At 59.6% G+C, this 19506-nt stretch carries 22 protein-coding genes and 1 pseudogene; 5 read left to right on the top strand and 18 right to left on the bottom strand.

The features are described 5' to 3' along the window. Window positions 1-274 precede the first annotated feature (274 nt). On the top strand, window positions 275-697 hold the full coding sequence (locus tag IPK65_10710; GenBank protein ID MBK8163581.1) for a hypothetical protein: 423 nt from the start codon (window positions 275-277) through the stop codon (window positions 695-697). On the opposite strand, the gene IPK65_10705 is transcribed toward IPK65_10710, so the two are convergent. Beyond that, the gene (locus IPK65_10705) at window positions 616-1188 is read right to left on the bottom strand and encodes an HNH nuclease family protein (protein ID MBK8163580.1); all 573 of its coding nucleotides are present in this window, start codon (window positions 1186-1188) and stop codon (window positions 616-618) included. The genes IPK65_10710 and IPK65_10705 overlap by 82 nt on opposite strands. Before the next feature lie 397 nt (window positions 1189-1585). Between IPK65_10705 and IPK65_10700 the strand changes: the two genes are divergently transcribed. Next, entirely contained in the window at window positions 1586-2467 is an 882-nt protein-coding gene (locus IPK65_10700; protein ID MBK8163579.1) for a YihY/virulence factor BrkB family protein, read from the top strand. A gap of 154 nt (window positions 2468-2621) precedes the next feature. Here IPK65_10700 and IPK65_10695 read toward each other — a convergent pair whose 3' ends face one another. The 3 genes from IPK65_10695 to IPK65_10685 form a co-directional block, all read right to left on the bottom strand. After that, a complete protein-coding gene (locus IPK65_10695; GenBank protein ID MBK8163578.1) occupies window positions 2622-3491 on the bottom strand; it encodes a hypothetical protein in 870 nt (289 codons plus the stop codon). Window positions 3492-3592: 101 nt separating this feature from the next. Beyond that, window positions 3593-3949: a hypothetical protein gene (locus tag IPK65_10690; protein MBK8163577.1), complete on the bottom strand. Its 357-nt coding sequence runs from the start codon at window positions 3947-3949 to the stop codon at window positions 3593-3595. A 276-nt stretch (window positions 3950-4225) separates the two neighbouring features. Continuing rightward, complete coding sequence (locus IPK65_10685; GenBank protein MBK8163576.1) at window positions 4226-4513, bottom strand: tRNA modification GTPase; 288 nt, start codon at window positions 4511-4513, stop codon at window positions 4226-4228. Window positions 4514-4724: 211 nt separating this feature from the next. Between IPK65_10685 and IPK65_10680 the strand changes: the two genes are divergently transcribed. Beyond that, window positions 4725-5681 carry a bile acid:sodium symporter family protein gene (locus IPK65_10680; protein MBK8163575.1) on the top strand — a complete coding sequence of 319 codons (957 nt, stop codon included), beginning with the start codon at window positions 4725-4727 and terminating at the stop codon, window positions 5679-5681. Window positions 5682-5938: 257 nt separating this feature from the next. Here IPK65_10680 and IPK65_10675 read toward each other — a convergent pair whose 3' ends face one another. Both IPK65_10675 and IPK65_10670 read right to left on the bottom strand, forming a co-directional pair. Continuing rightward, window positions 5939-6229 carry a GIY-YIG nuclease family protein gene (locus IPK65_10675; protein ID MBK8163574.1) on the bottom strand — a complete coding sequence of 97 codons (291 nt, stop codon included), beginning with the start codon at window positions 6227-6229 and terminating at the stop codon, window positions 5939-5941. Window positions 6230-6401: 172 nt separating this feature from the next. Beyond that, window positions 6402-6947 carry an ORF6N domain-containing protein gene (locus tag IPK65_10670; protein ID MBK8163573.1) on the bottom strand — a complete coding sequence of 182 codons (546 nt, stop codon included), beginning with the start codon at window positions 6945-6947 and terminating at the stop codon, window positions 6402-6404. 51 nt (window positions 6948-6998) lie between these two features. Between IPK65_10670 and IPK65_10665 the strand changes: the two genes are divergently transcribed. Then, complete coding sequence (locus IPK65_10665) at window positions 6999-7574, top strand: LexA family transcriptional regulator (GenBank protein MBK8163572.1); 576 nt, start codon at window positions 6999-7001, stop codon at window positions 7572-7574. Window positions 7575-7686: 112 nt separating this feature from the next. On the opposite strand, the gene IPK65_10660 is transcribed toward IPK65_10665, so the two are convergent. The 6 genes from IPK65_10660 to IPK65_10635 all read right to left on the bottom strand — a co-directional run bounded on the left by IPK65_10660 (window position 7687) and on the right by IPK65_10635 (window position 11854). Then, window positions 7687-8316, bottom strand: a complete 630-nt coding sequence (locus tag IPK65_10660) for a hypothetical protein (GenBank protein ID MBK8163571.1) — start codon at window positions 8314-8316, stop codon at window positions 7687-7689. 131 nt (window positions 8317-8447) lie between these two features. Beyond that, window positions 8448-9554, bottom strand: coding sequence for a GNAT family N-acetyltransferase (locus IPK65_10655; protein MBK8163570.1), 1107 nt, complete (start codon window positions 9552-9554; stop codon window positions 8448-8450). A 44-nt stretch (window positions 9555-9598) separates the two neighbouring features. Beyond that, window positions 9599-9925 carry a hypothetical protein gene (locus tag IPK65_10650; GenBank protein ID MBK8163569.1) on the bottom strand — a complete coding sequence of 109 codons (327 nt, stop codon included), beginning with the start codon at window positions 9923-9925 and terminating at the stop codon, window positions 9599-9601. A gap of 264 nt (window positions 9926-10189) precedes the next feature. After that, the gene (locus IPK65_10645) at window positions 10190-10627 is read right to left on the bottom strand and encodes a YjbQ family protein (protein ID MBK8163568.1); all 438 of its coding nucleotides are present in this window, start codon (window positions 10625-10627) and stop codon (window positions 10190-10192) included. Between the two features lie 377 nt (window positions 10628-11004). Beyond that, the gene (locus IPK65_10640) at window positions 11005-11265 is read right to left on the bottom strand and encodes a hypothetical protein (protein MBK8163567.1); all 261 of its coding nucleotides are present in this window, start codon (window positions 11263-11265) and stop codon (window positions 11005-11007) included. Beyond that, window positions 11225-11854, bottom strand: coding sequence for a nucleotidyltransferase domain-containing protein (locus IPK65_10635; GenBank protein MBK8163566.1), 630 nt, complete (start codon window positions 11852-11854; stop codon window positions 11225-11227). Before IPK65_10635 ends, IPK65_10640 begins: the two co-directional genes overlap by 41 nt. 728 nt (window positions 11855-12582) lie before the next feature. Between IPK65_10635 and IPK65_10630 the strand changes: the two genes are divergently transcribed. Next, window positions 12583-14217 (top strand): SagB family peptide dehydrogenase, encoded by a 1635-nt coding sequence (locus IPK65_10630; protein MBK8163565.1) that lies wholly within the window; start codon window positions 12583-12585, stop codon window positions 14215-14217. Between the two features lie 55 nt (window positions 14218-14272). Here the strand turns inward: IPK65_10630 and IPK65_10625 are convergent. From IPK65_10625 to IPK65_10600, 6 genes and pseudogenes are all read right to left on the bottom strand, one after another. After that, window positions 14273-15165 (bottom strand): annotated as a pseudogene (locus tag IPK65_10625) (restriction endonuclease). 95 nt (window positions 15166-15260) lie between these two features. After that, window positions 15261-16760 carry an SAM-dependent DNA methyltransferase gene (locus tag IPK65_10620; protein MBK8163564.1) on the bottom strand — a complete coding sequence of 500 codons (1500 nt, stop codon included), beginning with the start codon at window positions 16758-16760 and terminating at the stop codon, window positions 15261-15263. After that, window positions 16757-17473: a hypothetical protein gene (locus tag IPK65_10615; protein MBK8163563.1), complete on the bottom strand. Its 717-nt coding sequence runs from the start codon at window positions 17471-17473 to the stop codon at window positions 16757-16759. The genes IPK65_10620 and IPK65_10615 overlap by 4 nt, the downstream gene beginning before the upstream one ends. Before the next feature lie 14 nt (window positions 17474-17487). Continuing rightward, a complete protein-coding gene (locus IPK65_10610; protein MBK8163562.1) occupies window positions 17488-18024 on the bottom strand; it encodes a hypothetical protein in 537 nt (178 codons plus the stop codon). A gap of 116 nt (window positions 18025-18140) precedes the next feature. Further along, on the bottom strand, window positions 18141-18581 hold the full coding sequence (locus IPK65_10605; protein MBK8163561.1) for a hypothetical protein: 441 nt from the start codon (window positions 18579-18581) through the stop codon (window positions 18141-18143). Further along, a complete protein-coding gene (locus IPK65_10600; protein MBK8163560.1) occupies window positions 18556-19491 on the bottom strand; it encodes a zinc dependent phospholipase C family protein in 936 nt (311 codons plus the stop codon). The genes IPK65_10605 and IPK65_10600 overlap by 26 nt, the downstream gene beginning before the upstream one ends. Window positions 19492-19506 lie beyond the last annotated feature (15 nt).

The following is a 19506-nucleotide window of genomic DNA, read 5'->3' as shown; positions in this document are numbered from 1 at the left end:
TTTTCACGTCCATACCGGGCCGCGGCCCATACGTCGTGATCTCTTGGTTGAGATGCATAGCCTGGACGGGATATGAAAATCTGTAATTAATATTTCTCAATCCCGCTGTCATCACCGGAGACTTATCCACCCTCGGTTATTTCGCGCCGCGCCGTCCAACCGGGATTCATCTATTTCAATTACACCACCGGTTGTCGCGGCTAGGGTAGAGGCGTCGCTGGGCAATTTCGCCTGCGAATTTAAAACCTCCATCTCAATACAAGGAGTATCAAAAATGAAGACGTTCAATGCAGCCGCAATCCTGTTTTCGGTCGCCGTCGCATTTTCTGCCACGGTTTCGGCGGACGCGATCTCGAAAGAGACGTATAAATCGGAAAAGGATCGAATCTCCGACGATTACAGAACCGGCAAGGATATGTGCGACAAACTCGCCGGAAACCCCAAAGACGTGTGCACCGCCGAAGTGAAGGGAAGAAAGGACGTCGCCGAGACCGAACTGGACGCGAAAATGAATCCTGGCCCCAAAGCGGAATACGAAGTCCTCATTGCCCGGGCGGAGGCGGACTACTCCGTGGCCAAGGAACAGTGCGATGCCCGGGAAGGTGATGCCAAGGATCAATGCCAGAGGGCGGCCAAGCAGGCGCTCGAATCCGCAAAGGCCGACGCGAAGATCCAGCTCAGCCACGAGAACGATTGAGCATCACGCCTGAGCAATCTGCCCGGCGCCCCGGATATCAGCACACCCCACACCGCTATCCGGGGCGCCGGGGAAATGGCGGATGGATCCCGTTCGCGCCCGGCCTCAATCCCCTTTGACTGCTTGTCCAGTCTGGCCTTGAGGTCAGCGAAGGGATTGAATGTCGCGCCGGCACCCTTCGTGCCACCGGTGGACGTATTTCCCCGCTGTGCTTCCAGCTGGCGCTGGTGCTCGTTGTCGTGGCAATACAGGCACAGCAGCTCCCAGTTGCTGCCGTTCGGGGGATTGTTGTCGTGATTGTGGTCGCGGTGGTGGACCGTCAGCTCGCTCAGGCCCTTGCCTTCGAATGCCCGCCCGCAGCGGCCGCAGACATGCGGATACATCTTCAGCGCCTGCTCGCGGTAACCCAGCTCGCGCTGATCCCGCGACTTGCGAGCCTCGCCTACCAGCTTGTCCAGCTTTTCATTGTCATTAGCCATGGTATATCGCATTGCTCTGCATCAGGATGGATATTAAATCCGGCCCCGTTCTGTCCACGATACTTTAATGGGACAGACTTGAGTTTGTCCCCTGGAACGTTCAAGCCCGCCCCCACAATGGTCGAATCCGACCCGGATCCTTAATAACTCTCCCGCTGCCCGATCGTAACGGAGTTACTTGTCCCTGGCGACGTGACCTTGACAGATCGCAGGGAACACGAACATTTCGTCGTGTCATGGACAGATTATTATAATCGTGTTCTCCAACTAATGGCATGTAGACAGACTTCGTAATCTGTCCCCGCTGCATGATGAAAGATTTACAATGCAGTGTGAGAATTATACCGTTGATTACATCCTGAACTATGCTTACACGATTTATTGAGGCCCTGCCGGCCCCGCTGCAGAGATGGACGCGCATCCTGATCGCCGCCGGGCGGAATTGAACGCCAGCCGGGCCGCCACCCAGGCAGCGGGGCTGAGCTTCTATACGCTGTTTTCGCTCGCGCCGATCATGATCGTAGTCGTGACAATGGTCGGGCTCGTGCTCGGGGAACGCGCCGCCCACGGCGAACTGACGGAGCAGTTGCAGGCAGCGCTGGGAACCGAGGCCGCCGGGATGATCAACACGGCAGTGGTCAACTCGCGGATCGACCACAGCGGCATCTGGCCCACACTGCTCGGTGTATGCGCGATCATCATCGGGGCCACAACCGTCTTTGCCCAGATGCAGCAATCACTGAACAGGATCTGGCAGGTCGTGCCGCGGCCGTCGCGCAGCAGCCTGTGGCTGCTGATCAAGGCGCGCGTGCTGTCGTTGACTATCGTGCTCGCGATCGGCTTCGTGCTGCTGGTCTCGCTGCTGCTGAGCGTCGCGCTGCAAGTCATCGTGGCGTATTCCTCACAATGGCTGCCGGTGCCCGCCGGGCTCGTGACACTGCTGGAGATCTGCGTATCGCTGACGGTGATCACGCTGCTGTTCGCCGCGATCTTCCGGATCCTGCCCGATGTCATCCTGTCCTGGCGCGATGTGCTGCCCGGCGCCTTCATCACCGCCCTGCTGTTCTCGGCCGGCCGCTACCTGATCGCGCTCTATCTGGCGAACAGCGCCACTGCATCCACCTATGGCGCGGCGGGCTCGCTGGTGTTGTTGTTGCTGTGGGTCTACTACTCGTCGCTGATCATGTTCTACGGCGCCGCCATAACACGCGCCCATGTCGAGGCGCGCGGCCTGCCCATCCGCACCCGCAACACCGCCGTGATCGTCCAGCACCACCTGCTCGAAGAATAAGCCCAGGGGCAGATCGGGGACGGATATCGCCCTTTCGGGGGCAGATTTATTTAAATCTATGCGTAGGGGACAGATTTATTTAAATCTGTCCCCATACATACCATGAAAAATAAATCTGTCCCCAACGTCAGTGGATTGACGTTGGGCGGTTGTATTACTCGCCCGTGCTGACGATGCCTCCGTTTGGCAGGAAGACGGCGCTGGTCGTGCCGTCGGAGAAGCCGCTCGCGCCGAGGATGCGCGACTGCCAGGTATTGCTGCTGTTGCCCTGCGACTGGGCGGCGAGCTGCGCCAGGTTCCACAGCGGCGCGCCGCCTTCGAATCCGGCGAGGCCCTGCGCCGTGATGAAGTAGCGGCCGGGCATGATCGGGCCGGTGATGCGCTGCAAGGCCAGCGCGTCGTAGAGGTGCAGCTCGCGGCCGTTGACGAAGACCTGGGTCTCGCCGTCCGACGCGTCCGCCTGCAGCGGCCCGCCCAGGTCGAGGCCGGGCGCGATGAAGCCGAGCGTCGGCCCGCCCTTCACGCCCCACGCGCCGAGCACCCTGTCGTACCAGTAGTCGGCATCGTCGATGTGGATGCGATAGGCCGCCTCGATCCGGGCAAGGTCGCCGCCGCCCAGCCGCTGGCCGTTGATCAGGACAGTCCGTTCACCGTCCGTGGACGGCGCCGGCGTATCCGATGCCTCCGCGTCCACGCGCCGGAAGGTCAGCCGGTCGCCGACACCGTCGGCGCCGATCTCGAGGATCAGTGAATCACCCTCGATGGCCGCCGCCAGCGGCAGGCTGTGGGCGCCCTGGCCCGCCGTCCCGGTGAAGCCGTCTCCGCTGCGCCTCGCCGACAGCGGCATCACCGATCCGCCCTCGCCGAACGTGCCGCGGATCTCGCCCGGCGGCGACTCGCTCAGCGTCAGCGTGACGGAGGGTTCCTCCAGCGCGACATAGCGGCCGTCGAGACCCGCCGCCCCGCACCAACCCGCCAGCATCATCGACCCGAGAGCGGCCGGCCAGACATATACGCGTTTCATTTGATGCATCCTCCAACCCATAACAGGGGACGGACGTTGAAGCAATGGGGACAGATTTAATTAAATCTGTCCCCGGCCCGGGATTTCATTTATTTCCCGGCTCACTTCCTGAACAACTGCTCGAGCCGATCGCGTGCCTGTTCCTCGGGACTGCGGTCCCCCGCGGCCGGTGCGGCGCTGCCGCCAAACAGCGTGTCCAGCTGACTGCGCGACGCCACGGCTGCAGCGCTTGTCGCGGCGAAGGCGTTCGGCATGATCTGGAAATAGCCGCAGAAATTCGCGCGCTGCTTGTCGGTGACGAGGTCGGCCACCGGCTCGCGGCACTGCTGCGCCGCCCTGGTATCGAAATACCGGCACATCCGGCACACGTGCAGCTGCGCCCGGCACTGCGGGCACTCGGCAAGCCGCGCCAGCGGCAGCAGCAGATCCCGCTGTTCTGCACCGCATTTCCAGCACACATAGGCATCAGCCGTGGTAATAGCCGCCTCCGACTCACAATACGGGGACAGACTTAAGTCTGTCCCCTTCACCACAGAACCCCACTATCTGGGGACAGATTTGTAAATCTGTCCCCGCACTACCTCTACTTGCGCAAGCCGGGGACGGACTGGAAGTCCGTCCCCTTCACTTACCGATAGGGGACAGACTTAAGTCTGTCCCCACCACCACGGGGACGGATTTCAAATCCGTCCCCATACCGCCTAAAAATCCGTCCACACACACCTGGCCGGCCGCTATTCCTTCCCGGTCGCCCCGTTGATGAAGGTGATATCGATCCCGAGCAATCGGTTGATGAAGCCGATCAGCGATGAGGTATCCTTTGGCGTTGACGTCATCGTGACGATGTCACTCCCCTCGGGCACCAGCTCCATCGCGCGCTGCTGCGTGTCGCCGCCCGGAATCTGGAGAAACAGGATATTAAAATTCTCCGCGTGCGCGGAATAGGAGTGATCCGTCGTCCTTATGCCGGAACACGCAGTTACTGCCAGCAATGCCAGAACCATCAAAGCCGCCTTGACCATGCCCAACCCTCCCGTCGTCGAATTATTCTCATGACAGCGGGGACGGACTGGAAGTCCGTCCCCTTGTTAAGTCTGTCCCCATCGCCATAGATCATCACCCTCAAATCCGTCCCCTGACCACCCAACCCCGCCCCAATATAATGCATTACAACAATCCCGATTCCCAGAATCTGATACTCTCCCCTTCTGCCAAAATACCCTAGTCATTCCCATGGCCGCCTTCCTCAACCTCCTCGCCAACCTGTTCCCCGTCTGGGTGCTGACCTGCAGCGGGCTCGCGCTGGTCTTTCCCGCGTGGTTCACCTGGTTCAACTCGACGATGATCGTCTGGGGCCTGGCGGTAATCATGATCGGCATGGGCATCACACTGAGCTTCGAGGACTTCCGCCGCGTCGCGCGCCTGCCGCGGCAGGTCGTGATCGGCGTCATCGCGCAGTTCCTCATCATGCCGTTCCTGGGCTGGGGCATCGCGAAAGGACTGGCGCTGGAGCCCGCGCTCGCGGTCGGCCTGATCCTGGTCGCCTGCTGCCCGGGCGGCACGGCCTCCAACGTCGTGAGCTACATCGCGCGCGCGGACGTCGCGCTGTCGGTGCTGATGACCATGTGCTCCACCTTCGCGGCCGTGGTGATGACGCCGCTGCTGACCCAATGGCTGGCCGGGGCCTATGTCGAGGTCAACGCCTGGAGCCTGTTCGTGAACACCCTGCAGGTGGTCGTGGTGCCGGTCACGCTGGGCGTGCTGCTGAACCGCTACGCGCCGCGGGTGGTCAGGCTCGTGCTGCCGGCGGCGCCGCTGGTGTCGGTGATCTTCATCGCGCTGATCTGCGCCAGCATCATCGGCTCGAACGCGCAGACCGTGCGCGACTCCGCGCTGATCCTGTTCACCGCGGTCGCCCTGCTGCACCTCGGCGGCTTCGGCCTCGGTTATCTGATGGCGCGGCTGTTCAAACTGTCCGAGATCGCCAGCCGCACCGTCTCCATCGAGGTCGGCATGCAGAACTCCGGCCTCGGCGCCGTACTCGCGCGCACCAGCTTCCCCGAACTGGCGCTGGCCCCGGTGCCCTCCGCCATCTCGGCGAGCTTCCACTCCATCATCGGCAGCGCGCTCGCGGCATGGTGGCGGGTGCGCACTGACAGGGGACAGACGTCCCACCCATCGCACCTTTAGGGGGACAGACTTAAGTCTGTCCCCTTTTGCTGAGTCTGTCCCCGTACTGATCGGGTGGATCGGGGACAGATTTGAAATCTGTCCCCTACTCCCATACGCATCTCTCATTTCCTGGATCCCCGCGTGCGCGGGGATGACGGAAATCAGGTCCCGGTTGCTGTGGGTTAACGGTGAATGAGTAGCAGCTGTCGTTGAATTAACGGTCAATAAATATCATCACGCCTTTAGCGTCATCCCCGCGCACGCGGGGATCCAGGTTATACGATATCCTCATAGAGATCCCGCCAGTCAGGGTTAGATTCCTCAATCAGCTGAAGTTTCCACGCGCGATTCCATTTCTTGAGTTGCCTCTCACGACGGATTGCGGACTCAGCAGATTCATGCCCCTCATAATAGACCAGCATGTCAACCTGATACTTCTTGGTAAATCCAACCACTACTTTGTTCTTGTGCTGCCACAGCCTGCCCGGAAGATCCGAGGTAACACCCACATACAAGGTCCCGTTCCTCTTGCTGGCCAGGATATACACGAAGAAATGCTTATCCATAAGCATATTCCCTGGATCCCCGCGTGCGCGGGGATGACGAGTAAAACTGAAATTCGCTTTTTGAACTTATTCCTGTCCAAGCCACTGGCCGGGGCCAGACCTCTAGCGTACCGGGAAAAGACTTAAGTCTGTCCCCGATCAGACGATGGGGTCAGATTTGAAATCTGTCCCCTTATCGACTATCCCCCCACGGCCCGAAACCGATCGGCCGCTTCTTTTTCGGTTCCGGCGGCGACATCAGCTCGCGGATGGCGGCGATGACGACCTTGAACTGCGCATCGTATTTGCGTTCCAGTGCATCAAGCTTACGGGCCAAGCTCTCATGAGAAGCTAACAGTTGTCGCAGACGAACGAAGACGCGTACAACATACACGCTCATATCCACCGCTCGCTCCGAATTGAGAACGGATGCCGCCATGATTGCGCCATGCTCCGTAAACGCCAGGGGCAGAGTGGGCGAGTACTTCAAGCGGTCGAGGTGGTCGCAATTTGCGACCACCTCGACCTTTTCCTCTTTAGTCAGCTGAAACATGAAATCTTCGGGAAACCGCCCCGGATTACGCCTGACCTGCTCATTCAGACGCTTGGTGGTCACACCATAAAGCCTTGCCAAGTCAGCATCCAATATCACCTTTTGCGCGCGGATTAACAAAATTACCTGTGCAATGTTCTCTGCAGGCGTGATGGTTTTTCCACGCTGCCGCTTTCTGGCATCCATGCCGTACCCCCCTCCTTGACGAACGAACGTTCGTTCGCTAGCATAACGCGCATGTCAAACGACGCGCAACATCTCGCCACGCTGCAGGATTACTACGCCCGCCACCGGGTGCTGCCCTCCTACGCGGCGATCGGCGAGCTCATCGGCATGAGCTCGAAGGCCTCGGTCGCGGGACTGGTGCTGCGCCTCAAGGCCGAGGGTTACCTCGAGAGCGCGCCCGGCCAGCGGCTCAAGCCCGGCGTGCGCTTCTTCGAGCGGCCGCTCGCCGAGAGCGTGCCGGCCGGCCTGCCGAGCCCGGCTGCGGACACCGGGTCGAACAATCTCACCATCGACGAATACCTGGTGAAGAATCCGTCGGCGACGGTGCTGATCCGCGTCAAGGGCGACTCGATGATCGACGCCGGCATCCACTCGGACGACATTGTCGTGGTCGAGAAGCGCCGCAACGCGAAGGTCGGTGAACTCGTCGTCGCCATCGTCGACAACGAATTCACGCTGAAACGCCTCGCCCAGGAAAAGGGGCGCTTCATCCTGAAACCGGAAAACAAGGCCTATCCGGTCATCCGGCCGCAGGGGGAGCTGGAAATCTTCGGGGTGGTGGTGGGGCAGTTCAGGAAGTACAAGTAAGGCCTACTGAAGGGGACAGATTTGACGTGCAACAGTGGGGACAGATTTCAAATCTGTCCCCATCCCGCTTAGAGGATCGGGGACAGACTTAAGTCTGTCCCCTTACTAATTATTAAGTAGGCTCCTTCAACTCCTCAAGCCGCTTGCTGGCGTACTGGCCGTCGCGGCCCTCGGGGTCGGTGCTGACGGTCAGCTCCAGGTAGCGGCGGTAGGACTCGTCGTCGGCGTCGCCGTGGGACACCAGCGCCTGGGCCACGTAGACCGCCGCCTTGTAACCCGGCGCCATCGCGTCGAAATCGGGGTGGGTGAGGATCTTCTGCAACAGCTCCCGGCCCTGCTGGTAGCGGTTGAAGAAGGCCGGCAGGTGGATGCAGGTGTTCGCCGCCACCAGCATCGTGTCCAGGGTGTGCACCGAGCCCGGATCCGGCTTCGCCATCTGCATCTCGAGCGCGCGGTCGAGCACGCCCAGGCCCTCCTCGGTGATGCGCCCCTTCTCGATGTTGTTGGGCGCATCGCGCCCCTGCAGGGTCATGGCCGCGCCGAGATACGCCTGAAACACCGGCTCCTCCGCATGTGCCCGGCTCAGGGACTTGAACCGCTGGACCGCGTCGCGCACAGCGCGCTTGTCGCCGTCCACCCCGCGCAGGAAGACCGCGCGTGCCTCGGTGAGCTCGTGGCCCATATCCCCCGCCTGCACCGGCCAGACCACCGCCAGCAGCAGGAGCCATACGATCCGTCTCAACGCCATACAATTCCTCCAGACCAGTTCATCAGTGTTCCTCCCGTGACTATAGCGCGTGATGCATCTCCTCCGCCACCCTGAGCCAGCCCCGATCCTTATCCCGCCGTACCGCTCCGCAGTACGCCGCGGCCTTACAGACAGGGCTTGTCATAGCCGGTCGGCGGCGCGTCGCGGTCGCGGCGCCAGTCCTGGCCGGCGCTCCGCATCCTCAGCGCATGACCGGCAAGCTGCGATTTCAGTGTGTCGTTGAAGAGGTTGAGGTAGCGGTAATGCGTCTTCCGCGGATTCCAGGTCTCCATCCAGGCCGCGCCGCTGATGCCGTTCATTTCATGGATATCACTGCGCGCGACGCACCACTTCAACAGATGATGCGTCAGCAGAATACCGGGGCAGTTGCGCGCATGGGCCTCGTCATAGGCCACCTTCGGCCACCACAGCGTCCCGTGGCTGCGCAGGCACAGGCCCATGGCGGCCGGCCGGCCGTCGATGCGCAGGGTGTGCCACACGGACAGGCCGGCGCGGGACGCGCTCGCAACGAGTTCGCGGTAAAAGCGTCCCAGCGCCGCCCGGTGCCTGAGCGAGCTCTGGTTGCCGCCCTTCCAGCCGGAATCCTCCAGGGCGAGGAACTCCTCATAGCGCCGCGCGTTGAGCTCCGGGTTGGAATCCTCATCGCAGACGTACTCGACCACCCGCTCCGTGCCGAGCCGGCGCGCACGGCGGTCGATCTCGCGCCGCTTCTTCCCGTCCAGGCCCTTCAGGAAGGCCTCCTCGGAAACCGCGGTGTCGATATGGAAGCCATAGCCGGCCCATTGCCAGGCGTAACGACTGTTCATGCGGCGCAGACACCGTTCCAGGGCATCGAAACCGGCCGGGCCCAGGCTCCTGAAGACGACATAGAGGCAATCCTGCTGCTCGACCTGCAGCGCGCCGATCAATCTCTCCAGAACGCGATCCCCGTCCTGCTCCGCCAGCAACGGATCGGCATGGATCTCGAACACCGGCAGTGAGAGGCGCATGACCTTGCGGTATTCGCGCCGGCCATACAGGCACCCGGCCAGGGCCCCGTCCTGGTACGCGGCAATGCAGCGCCACGCGCCGGGTGTGCCGGTCGCGGCGTCCGCGAAGACAAAGGGAAACGAGGATTTGATATGCGGCCGCCCGCAAGACCGGAAGAGCGCCTCATACGCACCCTCGATGGACTTCAGCTCTGCAAGATCGGAGATGATGCGGATCGCCATACTCAACTGCCTCAATTGATATTACGATACTACCCCTGCAACGCTCATGCCTGCCACACCCCATACCCCGCCTCGCGCAGGCCGATCGCCAGCTCCACCTCCATCTCGCGCGCGCCCTCGTAGGGCATCGGATTATAGACCTCGTACAGTTCTGGCATCAGCCGCAGCCCGTATTCGCGCACGAAGCGGTTCGACTGGATGCCGGCCTTGTGCTTGTCGAAGCGCACGTCGGGGTCGAGCCCGGTCATGCCGACGTAGACGCAGGGCTTGCCGTAGTCATAATCCGGGTTGGCCCGCTTGAATTTGGGCTCGTACAGTACGTCTTCCGACAATTCGATGACGTAGACGTGATAATGGTTACGACGGGCCATGCGGGCTATTGCAATCAGACAACTCCATTAAATTCGATCCGATACCCGGAACTGCATCGACATCATCTTAAAACCGCCATGGCGAATGAAACCACCGTCACCCTCGCGACCACCACCATCCCCGCGACCACAGTCATCCCCACAACCGCCGTCATCCCCGCGAAAGCGGGGATCCAGTGGTTTCACCTGTCGATCAGAAGTAGACACTGGATTCCCGCCTGCGCGGGAATGACAACCCGAGCTGACACTCGAACCTATCCACCCCTACTCCCCCACCACCTGCACCCGCACCGTGCGAGCGCGAGGGCCGTCCAGCTCGACCAGCATCACCGACTGATACTGCCCCAGCCCCAGCGCGCCATCAATCAGCGGTATCACCTCGGAACTGCCGAGCAACATCGCCGCAAGATGGGAGTGCGCGTTCTCGGGCTCGTCCGGCGGACAGTCTCGCAGCGCGATGTCGTTGTGCAGATAGCGTTCGTTGGGCGGGATCAGCCGGGTCAAAAACCGCTTCACATCCTCGCGCAGGCGTTCTTCATCCTCGTTGATCACGATAGCCGTGGTGGTGTGCTGCGAGGTTACGGTGACGAAACCGTTTCTGATGCCCGAACCGGCAAGGACCTCCTTAAGCTCGGGCATCAGGGAATGAACGGCTATCCCTGTGTCTGTGTCCAACTCAATCTGTGTGGAATAGATTTTCATTCTGGAACCGAGCTCAACAACGAAAACACATGGCTGCGATGAAACATCGGGTCGTCATTCCCGCGAACGCGGGAATCCAGATTTTCAAACGATCTCATCATAGAGATCCCTCCATGCAGGATTATTCAGCTCTATCAGTTGAATCTTCCACGCACGGTTCCATTTCTTTATCTGCTTCTCGCGCCGAATCGCAGACTCTGCTGACTCATGCGCCTCGAAGTATACGAGGCTTCCAATCCTATACTTAGCCGTGAAGCTGTCTACTACTTTGTTCCTGTGTTGCCACACCCTTGCCACAAAGATTCGATGTAACGCCCACATAGAGGGTTCCATTCCGCTTGCTGGCCAAGAGGTAAACGAAGAATGTCTTCCCATGATCAGACATACTGGATTCCCGCGTTCGCGGGAATGACGCGATAAATAGCGCGGACAATTTCCCCCACCAGCCCCCGACCCTGGTCCGTGGTCAGCGCCTCGGCCGCTACCGCCTTGTATGCCAGGTCGAATCGCCCCTCCGGGCTGATGTTCTCGTTGCGTGCGTCTTTCAGGTTACGCTTCACCGCAGCCAGCAGCCGTGCGATCTCCTCGCGCGAAGGATCATGCCGCGCCAGCTTTCCGATCCGGACCAGATTCTCCAAGGTCATCTTCCCTCCCTAGAATGAACAAACGGGGGCGCTCCAGCACCCGTGACAGAAATGCGTCCTTAGCCCGACGCTTCTTCCTGAATTCGTCATGGCTGTAGACATTCGGATTGATCTCGCGGCGCAATCGCTCCTGGCAGGGATGCAAAGCCCGCACGATTTCCTCGAAGGTGGCCGAACCGACCACCAGCACATCGACGTCGCTCGCGCGACGCTCTCCGCCGCTCGCGACCGAGCCGTACACGAAGGCCGTGGTGATCCGGTCGCCGAGCGGCGCCAGCGCATCCCGCAGCAGATCGACTACACCGGCGGTCTTTTTCAATATCCCGCGCAGCTCTTCGTAAATCGGGCATGCCGGATCGGCGCGGTAACGCACCAGGTTCCCCATCCGCTCGCGGCTCAGCACACCGGCCTCGGCCAACTGCGCGAGCTCGCGCCGCAAGGTGCCGGGCTGGGTATTAGTAATGCGCGCGATCTCCCGCAGGTGAAATGACTCCTCGGGATGCAGCAACAACAAGCCCAGCACCTGCCGGCGATAGGCGCCAAAAAACAGGGTTCCGAGATCAATAGATCGTTGTGTTTTCATTTAGGCGACGAATGTAGCCTTATTTGCCACACGCGTCAAGCGCAAATAGAGCACCACCTCGCTGCCCTCGAATTCGTCATGGCGGGAACCTCGACGTGCCATCCGGGCGTAGGTCAGCGCATGGGGTGAACCTAAAATTAGGTATGGTCATTATTTTAGGTTTGGTCAATAACGTATATCAAAAGCCTGTCATCCCCGCGCAGGCGGGGATCCAGTGTTTTGAGCCTGTTGCTAAGTGGAAATCCTGGATTACCGCCCACGCCCTCGCGGGGGCAGGCTCGAGTTACGCGGGAATGAGGATATGGTGGTTTGGCGGAAACGGAACACGTCATTCCAGAACTTGAGATACCAGCCATGACACGGGCGGGTCTATCCGAGCATTCATGCAGCCAGGACCCCTGCAGCACGCACATCAATTCAAGGCGCAACCATCTCCACCAGTCTCTGGGTAAACACCGTATTCCCGCTGGAGGTAATCAACAGTTGGGATTTGGCCCGGGTCATGCCGACGTATAGCAATCTCACCTGATCCACTTCTGATGCCCGTGCTGGCAACGGCTGCACTCAGAACGACCATGAGGTTATGTATCGAGATCCCCTCTCCCGTCTCCAGCTCAATCAGCGATGAAACGATTTTCAAGCGGGTATTCCCCTAAATGAATACTAACAACATAGTATCATTGACAGCTCAGTCAACCGCGAACCCCATACCAGCGCCCCTATCCACCATGAACAAAGCGCTCGATACCGTACTGGCCTACCACCTGCGCACCAAGCACCATTTCCGCCGCTATGCCGCCGGGCCGGACGGGCTGGACTGGGCGAACCAGCCGGACCCGTTCCGCACCTTTGCGGGCAGTCCCGCGCTGGAGTTGCCCTTGCTGCCCGAGGGGCCGCAGCCCAGTTATGCGGATCTCTACACGCCGGGGCGGATCGCGCCGCAGGCCCTGAGCCTGCACACCCTCGCCGCCCTGCTCGAACTCTCATTCGGCCTCTCCGCCTGGAAGGAATTCAAAGGTTCACGCTGGGCGCTGCGCTGCAATCCCTCCAGCGGCAACCTCCATCCCACCGAGGCCTACGTGGTGATCGAACACTGTCCCGGCGTCGCGGACGGCGTGCATCACTACGTGAGCCGCGACCACGTGCTGGAACACCGCTGCGAATTCGCCGCAGCGGCCAACGGCACCGCATCCCGGCTGCCGCCCGGCGCCTTCCTGGTCGGATTGACCTCGATCCATTGGCGCGAGGCGTGGAAATACGGAGAACGCGCCTATCGCTATTGCCAGCACGACGCGGGCCACGCCATCGCGGCCGTGCGTTACGCCGCGGCCGCGCTCGGCTGGCAGGCGCATCTGCTCGGCGCCTGGGGCGACGCGGAGATCGGCGCCCTCCTCGGTACGGATCGCGCACCAGACTTCAACGACGCGGAACGGGAACACCCGGACCTCATCCTGCAGGTGACCACCCAGCCCAAGGCGAACAACGACGAACCCGCACCCGAAGCACTCATCCGCGCCACACTCGAACGACACTGGCGCGGACAGGCCAATCGACTGGCGCGCGACCATAAATATGAATGGGCGCTCATCGACGAAGCGGCCGACGCCTGCACCAAACCGCACACGCAGGAAACACGCTGGCAGCCACTCGCATTGCCCGCGCCCCTCGCCAGCCCCTGCCAACAGAGCGCCGTCGAGATCATCAAGCAGCGCCGCAGCGCGCAGGAATTCGACGGCGTCACCTCGATCACCGCCGCCGCCTTTTACCGCATGCTGGACCTGACCCTGCCGCGCGCCGGCACCGCGCCGTGGGACGCCATCGCGTGGCCGCCCCGCATCCATCTGCTGCTGTTCGTCCATCGGGTGGAAGGGCTCGAACCCGGGCTCTATGTCTTCCTGCGCAACGACACCATCGAAGCCACCGCGCGCGCGGAATTCTCCCCCAAGTTCGAATGGCTCGCCGTGGCCGGCTGCCCCGCCCATTTCAAACTGTACCGGCTCATCAGCACCGACACGCGCAATGCCGCGCGCGCCGTGTCCTGCCACCAGGACATCGCCGCCGACGGCGCCTTCAGCCTCGGCATGCTGGCCGAATACCAGAGCAGCCTGGCCCAAGGGCCGTGGATTTACCGCCAGTTATTCTGGGAGGCCGGCATCCTCGGCCAGGTGCTCTATCTGGAGGCTGAAGCAGCCGGTGTGCGTGGCACCGGCATCGGCTGTTATTTCGATGACGCCGTGCACGATGTGCTGGGGATGAAAGGTCAAGTGCTGCAGAGCATGTATCACTTCACTACGGGTGGGGCTATGACCGATACGCGTCTGCAAACTCTGCCGGGGTATGCGCATCTGAGAAAGCCGGATTAGAGAGACACTTTTAATCCATCTCTGGCCCGGATTTACTCTATTATTTTTACAAGCCCTATTCTTCTATAGTCTGTGGCACGTAAATCTTTTTAAGTGGCAATACGCCTTTATATTTTGCATCAAACTGTTCATAGTACTCAAAAATCAGATTCACTAAATCTGCGCCATCAACGAGCCTCAAATTGCTTTTGCTGTTGGCAAATGTAACCGCGTGAGGCGTGAATTGACCCAGCGTTACCAGCAATCCATATTCGCCTTCACCAACTTTTCCATATAAAGCGGAAACATCCTTATCTCCTATCTTCCCATCTGAACTCTTTACTTGAACTTTAATGATTGGTGGCTCGAATCCGAGATCATCTTTATGCGCAATGATATCCACACTCGGCTCGTTGACTCGACTCAAGCGAGCGTGATATCCCATCTTTTCAAGTAGATGGGCCACGAACTCCTCCAAAGGCAATCCCTTTAGTGTCTTGGACAATTGCTTGATGACGTAATCGCGCGTCTGCTCTTCAATATCGGAGGCATTCGTTGGCTCCGCCTCTTCACTCAATATTGGAACTTCATGACCAGACAGAACAGCCAGAACCTCATCGGCATAATTTTAATTTGGAAAGCTCAATGCGGAGCCAGTTTCATAAAGCGCGCCTTGTGTGAATACTGCATGCGTGGCACATGTTTAAGCCACTTAACTGCCCGTATTTGTGGATAGCCTTCCATAAGATCGGGCCGATACTCGAAATTTCCGACTACTTCACCAATGTGAATCTGACGATCATGCTTAGACGGATAAACTACAAGATCACCAATTTTCATCTCATGGACAAAGCGGAAAAGCTGGCCAGCTGAACTGTATATTTTCCCCGGTTTCCACTCGGGAAATCTCGTGCTTACTTGTTTTTTAAAATCTTCTCGATCAGGTTTGAATTTTCCGATATCACGCATTTCAACCCAGCCCAGCGCTATCACATTCTTTTTCAAGAATAGTGAATCAGCATCTCCTGTCTTACCGGCATGGATACCCCATATCGTCTTTTCCGTCACTGAACCTCCTCTACAATGTCCCCGCCCAAATCTCCCGCTATCTCTCTGAACTGCTCCAGCGCCGCCTCCAGATCCTCCACAATCTCTCGCGCGATCACATCCGGACCGGGCAGATTGTCCGAATCCGACAAAGATTCGTCTCTGAGCCAGAAAATATCCAGGCTGAGTTTGTCGCGGGCGGCGATTTCCTCGTAGGTGTAGGCGCGCCAGCGGCCGTCGGGGTTCTTGTCGGACCAAGTCGCCTTGCGGCTGTGGCGGTTCTCCGGGTTGTAGCATTTGACGAATTCATCGAGGTCTTCCCTCTTCAAGGAATTCGTCTTGAGCGTAAAGTGCATGTTCGTCCGCAGGTCGTAGATCCACAGCTTCTTGGTCCACGGCGTTTCGGAGGCGGGCTTCTTGTCGAAAAATAAAACATTCGCCTTAACCCCCTGGGCGTAGAACAATCCGGTGGGCAGGCGCAGCAGGGTGTGGACGTCGCACTCATGCAGGAGCTTGCGGCGGATGGTTTCGCCGGCGCCGCCTTCGAAGAGCACGTTGTCGGGCAGGACCACGGCGGCGCGGCCGTTCTGCTTGAGCAGGGTTTTGACGTGCTGGACGAAGTTGAGCTGCTTGTTCGAGGTGGTGGTCCAGAAGTCGCCGCGCTCGACGATGTCGCGCTCCTTGCTGACCTTGCCCTCCTCGCCCACGATCGTGGTGCTGCTCTTCTTGCCGAAGGGCGGGTTGGTGAGCACCAGGTCAAAGCGGTCGCCGGGGTCGGCGGCCAGCGAATCGGATACCACGATGGGCTCGAAGTCCTGGCTGCCGATGCCGTGCAGCAGCATGTTCATCGCGCACAGCCGCGCCGTGGCCTGCACCAGCTCCCAGCCCTTGAAGGTTTCCTCCTTGAGCCGGGTCTTTTGCGGCTTAGTCAGGTTGGGGTTGTGCCTCACCACATAGTCGTGCGCCGCGAGCAGAAAGCCGCCGGTGCCGCAGGCCGGGTCGCTCACGGTCTCGCCGGGCTTCGGGGCCATGACATCCACAATGGCCTGGATCAGCGGGCGCGGCGTGAAGTACTGGCCGGCGCCGGACTTGGTGTCCTGCGCGTTTTTCTCCAGCAAACCTTCGTAGGCATCGCCCTTCACATCGGCGCTCATCGACACCCAGGTTTCCTTGTCGATGAGGTCCACGATCAGCCGCCGCAGCTTGGCCGGGTCCTGGAACTTGTTCTGCGACTTGTTGAAGATCAGCCCGAGCAGGCCCTTCTGGTTGCCCAGTGCCTCAAGCGTGTGGCGGTAATGGTCGAACAGCTCGTCGCCGTCTCTCTTTATCAGGCTCGGCCAACTGTACTTGTCCGGCACCGGGCTCTTCTGGTTGTACGGCGCCTTGGTGCGCTCGTCGGCCATCTTAAGGAACAGCAGATATGTGAGCTGCTCGACATAGTCGCCATACGACATGCCGTCGTCGCGCAGGACGTTGCAGTAGTTCCAGAGCTTTTGGACAATAGTCGATGTATTCATCGCCTTGTTTCTTCTTGGTCGCCTGGTTGTGCAATCGAACGCATCCGTCGTATCAGTTCAGGAAGTCGCGCCTGACTTGCTGCATCACCGGGAAGCTGTCCGGGCAATGCAAGCTGAAAGTCGCGCTCATCCAACAGCCTTTTCATCTCAACCGCGAGGTAGTTCCGCAGTTCGCTGCCTGAATCCCGGATTTCTTCGAGCAATTCCGGGCGACCATCGATTACCGTAAGCAAATCTTCGAGATCGTGGCTCGCTATATAATCCTTATTGCCACGGCCATGGAAAGCCTCGAACTTCGTTGCCACAAATAGTGGCGCGGTAATCAGCTGAATTACCCAACCGCCCGGTAACGAAACCCTCATGGCGGTTTCCACAGCCAAGGGATACCAACGGTTATGAAATCCCAGAACGCCGGGGCCACTGGGCAGCAGATCCAGCAACACACCCTTCCATACCCAGCGGCAGATTGGCGCCTCGGGCGTGATATCGTGCTTGAATCCGCGCGCCGTAACTTCTCTCTCTATCGCATGGTAATCTGCGGCGGTCACAGCTTCCACTATGACATCCACATCTGCTGTCGGCCGAATCGCCTGCGCGCGTTGCGCAGTTACCAGCAAACCCGTTGCGCAACCGCCGACGAAGACCAGAGACTCGCATAAATCCCCCAGCGCTTGCGCGATCGGAACCAGAATCTTCAGGTTCGGGTCATCCATGACACTGCCCCCTATTACTGCAAGCGTTCCTCAAGAAATTTTTTCGCCAACTCCCGTTCCCTTGTCTGCCCGGCTCGCAACGCATCGAACAAGGCCAGCAACTCATAAAGCGCAGGATCATCCATCGCAGCCAGGGGCAAGGTCTCATACAAAGGTAACAGCCCTTGACCCTTGGCTATCCCCTCGGGATGCGGCCAGACCGGAGGCGGCTCATTGGGAGACGCCATAATTTCCTTAAGCGGAGCAACTCCATGAGCAGTCGGAAAACCGATGGTCATTTCGCCGCGCACGGCGGGGTAGACATACGGCGCCCCAAAGATTACGAAAGACCTCAAAGTAGCCAGCACCGGTCTGGGCGGACCATCGACTTCTGCCACCAGCCGGGCAGCCATCAGACGCTGAACGGCGGCATGCGCCTCGAACTGGGACAGGCGCATGGCGTTACCCAGACTGGCATAGGGTAGCCACTGCCCTTTCAAGGCCACCAATTTCAAGGCAACCGCCAGATCCTGCGGCTTGAGCACCCATTGGCGGCTACTGGCCCGCTTCATGGCAACGGATTTCTCGGATGATTTAGCTCTATTCATATGCTGTATGCATATAGCATATATCGGGCCAAAATGACAAGCGCCGTATGCTATATGCATATTGCATACGCGTACGGCTGTTAATCACACAACCGCGGATCCCTCAGCGTAAACTCGCAGGGCGTCTTTTCCCGCCAGGCATGCCGATCCATCGGGGCAGTGCAGGCCACATCCTCCAGCAAGGCGCGGTCATCTGTCTTGGAACAGACCAGCAGCACGGCATAGCTGTCCTGATGCAATACGCGCAAACGATAGCCGTCAAATCGCCGGAGCAATTCGGGATCATGCCGGGTGGACTGGACGAGCAACTCCCGATCACTGATCCCTTCCGGGAGATCCTCATAAGCAACGGTCACGTCCACCGCACTGCTAAGCTTGGTCAACGCGGAGCCGAGGGTCTGCATCGCCTGCTCATCTTCCATGAACGGGCTGTGCACAGCACAGGATGAAACACCCAGCAGCAACGAAACTGCGAGCAGATGCCCTGCCGGGACATTACGCCCAGAAAACCAAGCGGTCATTCTCGTCCTTTCCCGTATCCAGATTCCATTGGCCGATAGCCTTCACATCCTCGTCATTTTTCCTCAGCACCGCATTCGCGACCCAGCTCCATACCGTCCCGACGTTCCTGACCGCGAGATCGAAGATCTCGTCATAACTGCGGTCGCGCCCGCGCGGACAACGCAGGCTGTCGAGGTAGGTACGATCCAGCTCCGCCACCAGCGGATAAACCAACCCGGCGACATCCGCCGCGACATGGCGGGCGATCTTTACCAGCCGATAGCCCTCCTCGGCGATATTGTCGACGGTAGTGGTGAACCGGCTATGCCATAGATCGATGTCGGGCGGATTCTGCACGAACTCGTCCGGATGCACCCGCCGCATCATCTCCGTCCAGACACTCGATACTACGGGGTCTATACTCTTGGGATCTCCAGCACGCCCGCAGGCGCAGATGCTGGACGACAGGAATTCCGCCACCCCGATATCCAGATTCATCCGCGTCTTGAAGATATACACGTCCTGATGCATCTCGCATATGCGGTGCTCACGCTTGTTCTCTTCGTATTTCCCCACCTTCAGCTCGATCACCGGATGCACCGTGACATCCGTGGCCACATGCGCGCAATAACCGAGCAACCAGGCCAAACCTTTGTCCTGATCTTCGCCAGTGATACCCTGAAGATAATCGACACCCGCCCGCACCATGTCGCCGACTCGGGTGTAATGCATCGCATCTGCCCACTTCGTCGCATCGACATTGCCCAAGGCAAGATAGGGATAGTCTGGGCTGACGGCACCCAATTCGCAGAACTTCTGATATTTGGCGATAACTGCAATCGCGGGACGTGGGAAACCTGCAATCTTCTCAAGCCTGCGCCGTTCCTTCAGGACATTGACCAGAGTCAGGTGAGCAAATGCGGCGGGCATGTTATCTGCTTGTTA

The organism is Gammaproteobacteria bacterium, assembly GCA_016712635.1.
Lineage (GTDB): Bacteria > Pseudomonadota > Gammaproteobacteria > SZUA-140 > SZUA-140 > JADJWH01.
This window is presented reverse-complemented; position numbering and strand designations above follow the sequence as displayed.